The organism is Dietzia timorensis (assembly GCF_001659785.1).
GTDB classification, from domain to species: Bacteria; Actinomycetota; Actinomycetes; order Mycobacteriales; family Mycobacteriaceae; genus Dietzia; species Dietzia timorensis.
On sequence record NZ_CP015961.1, the window covers coordinates 318,799 to 331,289 of the forward strand.

Consider the following 12,491-nt stretch of genomic DNA (forward strand, 5'->3'; position numbering starts at 1 on the left):
CGCACGGGGGTGGACACTTCCGGTCGTCGCAGGTCAGAGAGTTGGAGGGAGTGTACTCGCTCGCGCTGACCTGGGCGTTTACGACCGGCTCTCGACCGGTCGAGGAGTTTGCGGCGTGTATATGGGTAATCGCCGCGTGCCCGAGGGGCGGTCCGGCACTGCCGTAGGTCCGATGCGAGCGAGCGAGCATTGGGCCGCAGGCGGTGATCAGGTCGACGGCGAGCCGTTGACCTGGGTGTTCATGTCTCTTGGCTTGCCTCCGGCAGGACGACAGGGACACCCGAGCGCAGCGAGCAGGGAGAGAGGGCGAAGCCCGACCGACCGGGTGTCCAATGGCGCCTTGGACACCTGGACCGAGGCTTGATACCCATAGGGGGTAGGGGTATGATCGGTGGGGACAGGGGCCCCGACGATCATGGACCTGCCTGGGTATCGACCTCGGGCCGGGTGGCCCGTCCCGCTTCACGGCGGTGTGGGCAGGCCGGTGAGCGCAAGCGAGCCCGGCCAGGGCCCCACGGCGACGGGGAGTGGGTCCCGCCGCAGGCGGGGATCTTCATTTCAATCGGCCGACGGAGGAGGGCGAGTCGTGAGCGAAGCGAGCACCGGCACGAGCCGCAAGGGCCGTGCGTCGATGGACATCGACGGTCACCGGTCGGCGGACGGCACCCGTCGGGGGCATTCGCGCTCGCGCAAGAACATCTCGACCGAGGCTCAGCGCAAGACCGCTGGGCCAGAAGCGGTGGCGTGGTACGCCGCGCAGAATCCGGCGGTGAATATCGAGAAGACGTATTTGAACGTCGACCGCGTGAACGATGGTGATGGCGGGTTCCGCGAGACCGGGTCGATCGCCGAGGTGGTCGCCTACGGTGACGCCCGCGAGGAGCGGGTGCGCAAGGGCATCAAGACCGGGGAGCGCTTCGCGGTCACGCAGGTACATCACCTTCCGTGGTCCTATGTCGAGGAGGACGGCACGTTCTATCAGCCGCGGCACCGTGACGGGACGCCCCGTGTGGATGCGGAAGGGCTGCCCGTGATGCTGCCGCGATACAGGGTGATCCCGGGCATGGAGGACGAAGCGCGGAGGTACTTCGAGGACTGCCTGGAGTTCGACGCCGCGCTCCTGCCCGACGGGCAGAAGGGCATCCACGGATACAGCATCCAGTTCGACGAGCACCGGCCCCACTTGCAGGTGCTCATGGACGCGTACTACGGGGCTCCGACGAAGAAGGACGCCGAGAAGATGGAGAACGGCTACAGCCGGGCGTTCGGGTCGCACCGCAGTGACCGACTAGTGCCAGCGGCCACGGACGAGGGCAAGGCCATCTTCAATGCGGACGGCACCCAGAAGATGGTCCGCGAGGGCAACAAGCGGAAGTTCGCGAGGTACCACCGCGAGTTCAAAGCATTCATGATCGAGCGCGGTCACCAGGTCGAGGCCGAGCGCGACGAGTTGCGCCACGATCGAAAACTCGAACACGAAGACTTCAAGGACTGGGCGAACGAGATGCTCATCCTCGAACAGGAGACGGTCGAGGTCGAGGCCGACCGCGATCAGGTCGCCCAGCACAGACTGGTCGTCGATGACGTCGCGGTCGCGGCCATCGCCACGGCCGAGCGCACCGAGATGGAGGCCGAGCTGGTGGCCACCGCGACCGTGCAGCAGGCCGAGGAGGTCGCGTCGGGTGCCGAGCAGCGCGGCTACCGGCGTGGGCTGAGCAAGGGGCGGAGCGAAGGTCGGGCCACTGGTCGCCGTGAGGGTGAGGAGATTACCGCCCGGGCGGAGAAGTCTGCTGAGCACATCCGGAAGGAGGCTGACCGCGTTCGTCGGTTGGCCATCCTTGAGACCCAGCGCCAGGATGCCGAGCACGCCGAGCGCATGGAGGCACTCGACGAAAAGCTTGCGGCGGCGCGTCGGTGGGAGGAGCGGGCGTTCGAGGAGGAGCAGCGCCAGGTCGATCTCAGCGAGGCGGCGCGTCGGACGCTGGGCGAAGCGCAGGTGGCCAAGGACGCGTACGAGGGTGCCGTCGAGCAGATCGAGATCAACAAGTCTGACCTTCCTCATCTGCGCGAGGAGGTCCTGGAGGAGACAAGGATCAAGACGAAGGACGGCGGGCAGAAGAGCCTCGCTGAGATCGCCGACCGAGGCGCGAAGAACAAACTGCTGCGCAAGTACGGTCCGTCGGCTGACGCCTCCATCCTGCTCACCACTCGTGGCCAGGCCGAGCGGAACCGGGCCCGGGCCGCGGAGAAGGTCAAGGGCGTCATGCCCGCTCAGGGCCAGCAGCGCGATCAGCGGTCCTCTCAGGGACAGAAACAGTGACAGGGAGGTGATGGACGCATGGGTATGGGATCTCTGATGACCGGCGGCGGCGCAGGGCTCACCGCCGGCGTGGAAGCCTGCGATAACGGAGAACTCCTCGTTCGTCGCGAACTTGGCGCGCAAAGAAGGGGTGCCTTTCGGCGTAATGGTCCAGGGCTTGTTGCGCGAAGACTCGGAATTCCTCGTCGTTCCACAACTTGATGGTGTGTCGCCGCCGCAGTCTTGAGGTTTGAATGCCGTCCCTGTCATAGATCCAACCCCTATAGGGGTCCAGTTTTATTCGTCGATCGGCCGCCGAGTGCCCGTGTGGAACGGATGGGTAGGGGTCCGCGTCACCTTTATGAAACTCCCAGCGCTCACCCCCAACACTCGTGGCCAGATACACGATTCCGGCATCTTCGCCGGGGTCAGAAGAATGTTCAACACGAAATTCGCCTGGCTCGTCGTCGCCGTCGTTCGACGTCCCACCCGCCCAAGTCTCAGTCTCTTCGGTGAACCAATCGAGTTCTTCGTCGAGGTCGTAGCCGAGGTCAGAAATAAAAGTATCAACAATTCGATGTTGATAGATGTTCCTGGATTGGCTGCGGCGATCTCGTTGATAGAGAGGGCTAACCATCGATCGAAGGGCCGCGAGCCGCTCCCGTAAGACGTGATCGGGAACGCGCAGAACATCGGCGCCAAGAATCCCCGTAGCGATGTACGCCTCAAAACCCAAGTCCGACAAAGCTTCCATCGCACTGACGCTACACAGGCGCGCTGCGAATGGGGAGATGTGGAAACAACGCGTCCTGGCCGCGCAGCTTGTCGATGCCGGAGAGTGGTGACAGCCATGGCAGAGTCAGGTCGATTGAAGCGAAGATCGTGTGGTTGAACCGTGCAGTCATGCGTCTCCTAGGTGTGAGTGGGCTGGATGAGTCACTCGCGCAAGGAGGTGCGCGGATCAGGAAGCGGCCTTATTACCGTTCCGGGAATCGCCGAGGCTGGCCTGACTGGTCATCACGCGGTCTCCGTAACGGGCCCGAGGGGCGACGGCAAGGTTTGCCGTACCCCAGATGATCGAATGGAGGTTCGAGGCGTGGTGTCGTCGGATCGGTGGACGAACCATCGCTGTCGGACGCCAATGGCACAGTGATTATCGCGGCGGCTCCGAGCCGCATCCGACAAACCGCACCACACGATAGGTAGACGTATGGCGAACGGCGACACCCAAAGGATCGGCACTGAGCTGTTCATTGATGAAGTCGAGCGTCGCGGAGGGGCGGTCGTGAAGGCGCCCGGCTCGGGGCAGGAGGCGTTGTACGACGTTACCGGGATCGGCGGTCAGAGCCACCGGATCAAGCTGAAGACCAAGAAGACGGTCCGGAGCGGCACTTGGAGGGGGTCCAAGAGGGCCGGCGAGGCGACGGCCGATCCTGGTCTCGACGCATGGGTCTTCGTGGCCAACGACGGAGATGTCGCGCAATCGGCGGTCGTGCCCGCCGAGCACATGCGTCGCGACGTTGCTGAGCGCGTGGCTCAATGGTTGGCCGACGACCCGTCACGGAGCGTCGAAAAGGACGATCATCTCGCCATCGGCTCCGAGCATGTCCAAGGCTGGACGGGGCGATGGGACCTCATCGGGCTCGGAGACGAAGCGCCGTCGGCAGCGGAACCGGAGGACGAGCCCGACGTTGTGCAGATCCTCACGGTCGGCCCGGCGGGCGCGGGCTTCGGCGACCCGGAGAGCAACCGACTTGTAGAAGCTGCGGCGGTCGAGAAGGTGACTGACTACCTGGAGGCCCGCGGCTACGTCGTGACGGACGTCGGGAGCAAGAAACTGGGCTGGGACTTGACGTGCGTGGGCGATGACGGCGACATCCGCCGCGTCGAGGTCAAGGGCGTCTCGGGCGCCACGCCGACGGTGCTGCTGACCGCGAACGAGTACCGATCCGCCCAGGAGGACAAAGGCTGGGAACTCGCGGTGGTGACGACGGCACTCGATTCGCCGTGCCTCACCTTCTACACCGCGGCAGACGCTACAGCCGCTGCCGCGCCGATGGTCTACCGACTAACGCTGCCGGGCGTACAGGAACGGTAGGGCGTCGCCAGTGCCCTTTTCGTGCGTCGGCTCGGACCGGGCTCGCGAACATCTTGCCCTTGGTGGACTTCAGGCGGTCGATTCATTCGGCTTACGAGCAGCCATTTTGTCAGAGGGCGCGGCTAGTGTTCGACGCAGGTCCACTTGGGGCTGCACGATGCCGAGGAGGCAATGACATGAGCAACGACAACAGACGTCATGTGGTCCCGAGCGACAAAGGTGGCTGGGACGTGAAGAAGCCGGGTGCGAGCCGGGCGAGCGCTCACACCGACACTCAGGCCGAAGCTATCGGACGGGCTAAGGAGATCGTGACCAACGCGGGCGGCGGCGAGGTTCGCATACACGGCCGCGACGGGAAGGTTCGAGATTCTGACACCGTGGCACCCGGTAATGACCCGTTTCCGCCGCGGGACAAGAAGTAAGCCACTCTGGTGCAGCATCTGTACTACGACCTGAAGCACCAGGAAAAAGGGGCGACGGCGGTGGTTACGCTCGACAAGCAGGCCAACGTTCAGTTGATGACCGCCTCGGACTACCGCTCGTACAAGTCGGGACGGCGGTACAATTACATTGGCGGCCTCGCCAAACGGTCGCCTGCGCGTCTGGGCATCCCTCGAAGCGGGCACTGGTATGTGGTCATCGACCTCGGCGGTCACGCAGGGAAGGTGCGGGCCGGTGTTCAGGTGGAACCTCCGCCACGAGGGAACTTGCCCACGCTGCGCCAGCAGTCGAGCCCGGCACGGGATGTCGAGGTCCGCGAACCGGTCGAACCCGCTGGCGAGGCGTTGGGCGGCCAGACCTGGGACGTCTTCCTGTCGCATGCGACTGAGGACAAGGAATCGGTGGCGGTCCCGCTGCGCGATGCGCTGACCAGGCGCGGTGTCAGAGTCTGGCTGGACAAGACGGAGATCAGGATCGGTGACAGCCTGCGTCGCAAGATCGACGAGGGGATCAGGTCGAGTCGCTTCGGCGTGGTAGTTCTTTCACCGTCGTTCTTCGCGAAAGGCTGGACCAATCACGAGCTGGACGGGCTTGTCACCCGCACTGTCGCAGGTGAGCAGACCATGCTGCCGATATGGCACGAGGTGACCGCCGACGATGTCCGCGGGTACAGCCCGTCGCTGGCCGACAAGCTGGCGCTCAACACCGCTGAGGTCGACATCGACGAGATCGCTGAGCAGATCGCGGCCGCGATAGCGCCACAGGACTAGTTACGCGATCCCGAACCCGAGGGTTTCAGCCGTCGGTCCTCATGTGCGATGGAATGATGAGTGGGCCGACTGGCCGAGGGGTCAGCGGGTGCAGGCGAAGGGACCCCAGGCGTGGCAAGGCTGAATCTGAAAGCGGTCGAGGAGCGGGTCGCTCCGCTCGCACGGCGTGAGTCGTACGACCGGGAGTTCATCTTCGATCTACTCCTGGCCTATGGGAAGCCGAAGGGGAACGTCACCCGGCTGCGCAACGGGTCGCTCAACGTCGCAGCCGACAAGGATCGCGAAGTCGCGCAGAAGAATGTCGTCTACTTCCGTGAGACGGACCGCGAGCCGTTGGCTGACGTCGAGGAGCTGCGGACATCACCGGACGTCGTTCGGTACAACCCCCGGTTCGTGATCGCCACCGACTACGACGAGCTGGTCGCGGTCGACATGAAGACCGGCGAGAACAAGGTCTTTCCGATCCGCGACATCGACAAGCACTTCACGTTCTTCCTCCCCTGGGCCGGGATGGAGAAGGCGCAGTACACCTCCGAGGCGCACGCCGACGTCAAGGCCGCCGAGCGCATGGGCAAGCTCTTCGACGAGCTCTTGCAGGCGAACCCTGACCTCATCGACGAGCAGCATGGCCGCCATGCGCTGAACGTGTTCTTCACCCGACTGCTGTTCTGCTTCTTCGCTGAGGACACCGGGATCTTCACCGACGAGCAGTTCACCACCGCGGTAGGGTCGCACACCCAGGCCGACGGGTCGGACGTGCAGGAGTTCCTGACCGACCTGTTCAACGCCCTGGATACCGAGAATCCCGAGGACAAGGCGAGCTACTTGTCTGCGTTCCCGTACGTCAACGGTCGCCTGTTCGAGGTCACCAAGCAACATGTGGTGCCAGCGTTCACCAAGACCGCCCGCGGGCTGCTGCTCGACCTGGGTGCGCTGGACTGGAGTGAGATCAACCCTGACATCTTCGGTTCGATGTTCCAGGCAATCGTGACCCCAGGGAAGCGGTCGGACCTCGGGCAGCACTACACGTCGGTGCCGAACGTCCTCAAGACGATCGAGCCACTGTTTCTCGACGAGCTCAAGGAAGAGTTCGACGCGGGCTTCAGCAGCGTCGGCAAGCTGGAGAAACTGCTGGAGCGGATCGGCGCGATCAAAATCTTTGACCCGGCGTGTGGGTCGGGCAATTTCCTTGTGATTGCCTACAAGGAGTTGCGGCGCCTAGAGCACGCGATCCTTGAACGACTTGCCGCCTTGAGCCCCAAACACCAGGTGCTGTACGCGGTGTCGAAGATCGATATTGAGAACTTCTACGGCATCGAGATTGACGACTTCGCCGTCGAGGTGGCGATCCTGTCGCTGTGGATCGCGAAGCATCAGATGAACTCCGAATTCAGAGAGAAGTTTGGCGTCGAGATCCCGCTGATTCCACTCAAGGAAACAGGTCAGATTCGTGCTGGGAATGCGACACGAATTGACTGGAATACTGTCTGCCTCAACAACGGTGATGAGATCTACCTGATCAGCAACCCGCCGTACGTCGGGTCGAGTATGCAGACCGATGAGCAGAAGGCTGAGTTTAAAGGGGTCTTCGGATCTCGCTCCTTTTCAAAAAACCTGGACTACATTACGCTATGGTTCGTCAAGGGTGCGGACTATATCGCTGGCACTCGCGCTCAGCTTTCATTTGTCACGACGAACTCCATTGCACAGGGCGACCACGTCGGGCTGATGTTCCCCGCGATCTTCGATACTGGTGTCGAGGTGGGATTTGCCTACACATCATTCAAGTGGGAGAACAACGCCAAACGAAACGCCGGTGTCACGGTATCGGTTGTGTCACTACGCAATAGATCAAGCGCTGCCAAATATATCTTTACCGATGATCTAAGCATAGAATCGAAAAACATCAATGGCTACCTCGCTGACGCACCGAACGTGTACTTATCCCGCCGATCGGCGCCACTGGGCTCAGAGTTGCCGCGAATGGTCCGCGGGTCCCAGCCGTCCGATGGCGGGCATCTCATTCTTGAGGCAGTTGAGCGATCCTCACTCCTTGAAGAAGCACCAGAGTCTGCGCCGTTCATAAAGCGCTACATGGGGGCGTCCGACTTCATCAAAGATGACGCTCGATACTGCCTCTGGATTGAGCCGCCAGATGCCTCGATTGCTATGGCGAATCCGGCTCTGACTTCCAGGTTCTCGCGAGTTGCAGAGTTCCGTCGTAGCAGAAACGACAAGACAACAAGGGACTTCGCTGAACGTCCGTGGCAGTTCAAGCAGCCCGCTTATAAGCCTACGGATTCGATTATCGTCCCAAGGGTCTCGTCAGAGCGCCGAGAATACATTCCGATGGGTTACCTCGGGCCAGACACAGTCGTGTCTGACGCGGCCTTCGCGGTCTACGACGCAGAGCCGTGGTTATTCGGTCTGTTGACGTCGCGGATGCACATGGTGTGGGCAAGGGCTGTCGGCGGGAAGCTGAAAACTGATTACCGATACTCAAACACGATTGTCTATAACAATTATCCAGTGCCATCGTTGTCGGAAGTAATGAAAGAGCAGTTAACGGTCGCGGCTCTGCGGGTGCTGGATGTTCGTGAGTATCACTGCGAGAAGACTCTGGCTGAGCTCTACGATCCGAACAAGATGCCTGATGATCTGCGGGCTGCTCATTCTGAGGTTGACGCACTGGTGGACTCGATTTACTCCAAGCGTAGCTACGAGACTGATGAGGAGCGGTTGTCGGACCTGTTCGCTATGTATGAGGAGATGACCGCTGCGGAGCAGGCGGCGAAGCCGGCGAAGAGGAGCAAGAAGTGAGTAGCACGGTGAATGTCGTTGACGTGACGTACGCGCAGACTGGTGCGTCGGTGAACACTGATGCGTTGGGTATGCGGGAGATGCAGCAGCGCGTGTTCGCCAAGCGGGACGCCCAGCACTTGTTGATCAAGGCTCCACCGGCCTCGGGCAAGTCGCGGGCGTTGATGTTCGTGGGCTTGGACAAGTTGTTCAACCAGGGCCGCAAGAAGGTGATCGTCGCTGTCCCGGAGCGTTCGATCGGGGCGTCGTTCTCGACGACGAAGCTGACTTCTCATGGCTTTTTCGCTGATTGGGAGGTCAAACCGGAGCGGAACCTGTGCACGCCGGGGTCATCGGCGGGCAAGGTCGACGCGTTCGTCGACTTCCTGAACAGTACCGATCCGATTCTGGTGTGCACGCATGCGACGTTGCGGTTCGCATTCGAGCGGCTCGCGCCCGACGAGTTCAACGGCACCGTTCTGGCCATCGACGAGTTCCATCACGTCTCGGCTGATACTGAGAACTCCCGCCTGGGAGGCCTCTTGAAGGAGGTGATGGTTGGCTCGGACGTGCACATCGTGGCGATGACCGGTTCGTACTTCCGTGGGGACTCGGTGCCGGTGCTCTCGTCGGAGGACGAGGCGCAGTTCACGCCGGTGACGTTCAACTACTACGACCAACTCAACGGCTACCAGTATCTCGAGTCCCTGGGGATCGGGCACCACTTCTATCAGGGCCGATACACCGAGGCGATCGGTGAAGTGCTTGACCTGGACAAGAAGACGATCGTGCACATCCCGAGCGTGAACTCGGGTGAGTCGACCAAGGACAAGATCGAAGAGGTCGGGTTCATCATCGACACCATCGGCGACGTGATCGACACCGAGCCCGACACCGGGATCATCCGTATCCGCCGCAAAGACACGGGCGAGGTGCTGCGGGTGGCGGATCTCGTCGACGACACCGATCAGAAGAAGCGTGCAGACACGCTGCACTATCTGTCGACCATCGCTGCCAAGGAGCGCGACGGGGTGGACATCATCATCGCGCTGGGTATGGCGAAGGAGGGTTTCGACTGGCCGTTCGCCGAGCACGCTCTGACCGTCGGGTATCGAGCGTCGCTGACCGAGATCATCCAGATCATTGGCCGAGTCACCCGCGATAGCCCTGGTAAGACGCATGCGCAGTTCACGAACCTGCTGGCCGAGCCCGACGCTGAGCGGGGTGAGGTAACGGTGTCGGTGAACAACATGCTCAAGGCCATCACGGCGTCGCTGCTGATGGAGCAGGTACTGGCACCGAACTTCAACTTCAAGGCCAAACGCGGCAACGACGACGCGCCTGAGCCGGGGACGATCAAGATCAAGGGCTTCACGGAGCCGTCGAGCGAGCGGGTCAAGCAGATCGTCGAAACCGACCTGAATGACCTGAAGGCCAACATCTTGCAGGACGAGACGTTCGCTAAGGCTGCGGCCGGCAGCGTTGATCCGGAGACCACGAACAAGGTTCTGATCCCGAAGATCATCCGGGATCGCTACCCAGATCTGACCGATGATCAGGTCGAGGAGGTCCGCCAGCAGGTCGTGGTGGATTCGGTGATCAAGAACGGCGAGGTTCGCGAGGTCGGTGACAAGCGGTTCATCAAGATGGCCGACACGTTCGTGAACATCGATGACGTCAGCATCAACCTGATCGATACGGTCAACCCGTTCCAGCGGGCGTTCGAGGTGATGTCGAAGTCGGTGACTCCGTCGGTGCTGAAGATCATTTCCGACGCGATCACCAGTACACGGGTCGAGATCAGCGAGGACGAAGCACTCGCGTTGTTCCCCAAGATTCAGAACTGGGTCAAGGTCAACGGGCGACATCCCGAGGTGCGTTCAGACGACCCCACAGAGAAGCGCTATGCAGAGGCTCTGCTGTTCCTGCGGCGGCTCAAGCAGCAGCGCGAGGCCCGAAAGCGAGCGTCCGAAATGGGGAGCGCTCAATGACCGCTGGCGACGAGACGAGCGAAGGAAGCGATCGCATGGTGGAGCACGACGCGTTCCAGGAGCTCCTCGACTCCGACGTCGACGGCCTGCTGGACATACCCGAGAAGCCGAAGAAGGTCACCTCCAGCGATCGGTTAGAGCGGGCGTTCCTGGAGATCGTAGAGTTCCGCCGTACCCACGGCCGGCTCCCAAGCTCGACCACACGGGAGATCGCTGAACGCAAGCTCGGCGCACGTCTGGACGGCATCCTCGCCGACGACAACAAGATCCAGGCGCTCACGCACCTCGACGAGTTCGGTCTTCTCGACGTCCCCGAGGCACCTGGTTCCATCGATGAGCTGCTGGAACACGATCCTCTCGACTTGCTGGGAGATGAGACCGGCATTATGGACGTCTCTAACCTCCCGGTCCGTAAGCAGCGCTTCGAGACTGAGGAGGTGGCCCGTCGTCGACCCGCTGAGGACTTCGCCGAGTTCGCTCCGATGTTCCAGCAGAAGCACGCAGAGTTGCGCGAAGGCTCGAGCCAGTTGTTGCCGTATCCGGGACTCGCACACATCGTCCCGGGGGCGTTCTTCGTGCTCAATGGTGTGATGCTCTTTGTCGCTGAGGTCGGGGAGACTGAGTACAAGAAGTCGACGGTTCGCGAGAATAAGCGCGAGCGTCTCCGCTGCGTCTTTGAGAACGGCACCGAATCCCGGATGTACAGGCAGTCCCTGGGGATCAGGCTGGCAGATGAGGACGGTCAGATCGTTGTACTGCGGGAGCAACCGGAGATCCTCACCGACGACGAGGTCAGTGGCTACATCTACGTCTTGCGTTCTCTCAGCACCGATCCGCAGATTTCTGGCATCGCTGATCTGCACAAGATCGGCTTCTCACGTGGACCGGTCGAGGCCAGGATCAAGAACGCAGACAAGTCACCTACCTACTTGATGGCGCCGGTCGAGGTGGTCGCGACCTACCGGATATACAACGCTCGTGCCTCGGCACTGGAGAATCTCCTCCATCGCGTCTTTGCCGACGTGCGGTTGGATCTGACACAGGTCGACAAGACGGGCCGGGACTATGACCCGTCCGAATGGTTCGTCGTGCCACACAACGTGATCGATCAGGCGATCGAGTTGATCATCTCGGGTGAGATCGTCCACTACACCTACGATGCCGACATGCGTCGGCTCGTCGATCGGCAGAACGGCTAAGCCTTGGTGGCGTCGGTAGGGTCCCCGCGGTGAATAGGGAAGCGGATTTGTCCTGACGGAGTTCGAACCTGCGTCGCGGTAGTGGGCACAGGACTGTCTGATGCGTATGGCACATTGACTTAGTGCCTAACGATCTCGCGGCGGCGGTCGCCGTTCTCTCCGATTTCCTTACCGACCACAGCCTCACCTCCCAGCTCGCGCAGGTCGAGGCTGACCTGGTTGAAGCGACTGCGCTCGAAGCGAGCGCTGTTGGTGCACGATACGGCCTATCTGCGGAACTGCTGGCTTCAGCGTTGGCGGTGCGCTCGACGGTCGGTCGACTGAACGACGTTATCCACGCAACGACCATTTCGCTGGTTCTACCCAAGATTCTCGAGCCTGGTGAACGCGTTTCGAACCGCCCATCGCTCGGCGCGGGGAACGACAAAAGTAGGCCATTCGACCTCGAAACGGACCGGCGAGTCGCTGAGTTCAAGGTCGCTCTATGGAAAGGCGCTGACACGATGCGTAAGCGTGGCGTGTTCGCCGACCTCGTGCACCTTGCTCTCGATGAGTCCGACCGTCGAGCGCAGCTCTACGTCGTTGGTGACCTTCCGGCGCGCTTTCTGCGCACCTCGGCGGCGAAAGCCTCGTGGGCCCTGGGACGGTCGTCACCGCACACTCGGGCACGGTTCGTCGAGCGCTTCGACCCGCACGGTGAGCTGTCAGTCGCAGAGTTCACCTCAGGGCCCGCTGCGCACATCGAGCTGGTCGACCTACGAACGCTGGTGCCGGAACTCGGATAGAGATCCAGAACGCCGTAGTACGCGATTGGTCACCGACGCCGTAGTGAGCCGATCGGTCAGTCTGCCGGAGTACGTCGAGACGCCGGTAGCTCAGTCATCTGGCAGCCTG

The 12,491-nt window shown here is 61.9% G+C and carries 10 protein-coding genes; 8 read left to right on the forward strand and 2 right to left on the reverse strand.

What is annotated here, in order from left to right; genetic code table 11:
* Window positions 1-586: 586 nt before the first annotated feature.
* A complete protein-coding gene (locus BJL86_RS01420; protein WP_067476094.1) occupies window positions 587-2,320 on the forward strand; it encodes a coiled-coil domain-containing protein in 1,734 nt (577 codons plus the stop codon).
* A 58-nt stretch (window positions 2,321-2,378) separates the two neighbouring features.
* On the opposite strand, the gene BJL86_RS16915 is transcribed toward BJL86_RS01420, so the two are convergent.
* The gene (locus tag BJL86_RS16915; RefSeq protein ID WP_156515369.1) at window positions 2,379-3,053 is read right to left on the reverse strand and encodes a hypothetical protein; all 675 of its coding nucleotides are present in this window, start codon (window positions 3,051-3,053) and stop codon (window positions 2,379-2,381) included.
* A 10-nt stretch (window positions 3,054-3,063) separates the two neighbouring features.
* Window positions 3,064-3,204: a hypothetical protein gene (locus BJL86_RS16920; protein ID WP_156515368.1), complete on the reverse strand. Its 141-nt coding sequence runs from the start codon at window positions 3,202-3,204 to the stop codon at window positions 3,064-3,066.
* A gap of 305 nt (window positions 3,205-3,509) precedes the next feature.
* On the opposite strand from BJL86_RS16920, the gene BJL86_RS01430 reads away from it, so the two are divergent.
* From BJL86_RS01430 to BJL86_RS01460, 7 genes are all read left to right on the forward strand, one after another.
* A complete protein-coding gene (locus BJL86_RS01430) occupies window positions 3,510-4,397 on the forward strand; it encodes a protein NO VEIN domain-containing protein (protein WP_067476087.1) in 888 nt (295 codons plus the stop codon).
* 176 nt (window positions 4,398-4,573) lie between these two features.
* The gene (locus BJL86_RS01435; RefSeq protein ID WP_067476084.1) at window positions 4,574-4,819 is read left to right on the forward strand and encodes a DUF2188 domain-containing protein; all 246 of its coding nucleotides are present in this window, start codon (window positions 4,574-4,576) and stop codon (window positions 4,817-4,819) included.
* 9 nt (window positions 4,820-4,828) lie between these two features.
* Entirely contained in the window at window positions 4,829-5,608 is a 780-nt protein-coding gene (locus BJL86_RS01440) for a DUF1883 domain-containing protein (protein ID WP_067476082.1), read from the forward strand.
* Between the two features lie 111 nt (window positions 5,609-5,719).
* Entirely contained in the window at window positions 5,720-8,428 is a 2,709-nt protein-coding gene (locus BJL86_RS01445; RefSeq protein ID WP_067476149.1) for a DNA methyltransferase, read from the forward strand.
* The gene (locus BJL86_RS01450) at window positions 8,425-10,398 is read left to right on the forward strand and encodes a DEAD/DEAH box helicase (RefSeq protein WP_067476079.1); all 1,974 of its coding nucleotides are present in this window, start codon (window positions 8,425-8,427) and stop codon (window positions 10,396-10,398) included. Before BJL86_RS01445 ends, BJL86_RS01450 begins: the two co-directional genes overlap by 4 nt.
* Before the next feature lie 35 nt (window positions 10,399-10,433).
* Entirely contained in the window at window positions 10,434-11,597 is a 1,164-nt protein-coding gene (locus tag BJL86_RS01455; protein WP_067476146.1) for a GIY-YIG nuclease family protein, read from the forward strand.
* Between the two features lie 122 nt (window positions 11,598-11,719).
* Entirely contained in the window at window positions 11,720-12,382 is a 663-nt protein-coding gene (locus BJL86_RS01460) for a hypothetical protein (protein ID WP_197487613.1), read from the forward strand.
* Window positions 12,383-12,491 lie beyond the last annotated feature (109 nt).

Coding starts and splice junctions, on each gene's coding strand:
- BJL86_RS16915 (WP_156515369.1), bottom strand. CDS start 3,053: ATGGAAGCTTTGTCGGACTTGGGTTTTGAGGCGTACATCGCTACGGGG.
- BJL86_RS01430 (WP_067476087.1), top strand. CDS start 3,510: ATGGCGAACGGCGACACCCAAAGGATCGGCACTGAGCTGTTCATTGAT.
- BJL86_RS16920 (WP_156515368.1), bottom strand. CDS start 3,204: ATGACTGCACGGTTCAACCACACGATCTTCGCTTCAATCGACCTGACT.
- BJL86_RS01455 (WP_067476146.1), top strand. CDS start 10,434: ATGGTGGAGCACGACGCGTTCCAGGAGCTCCTCGACTCCGACGTCGAC.
- BJL86_RS01435 (WP_067476084.1), top strand. CDS start 4,574: ATGAGCAACGACAACAGACGTCATGTGGTCCCGAGCGACAAAGGTGGC.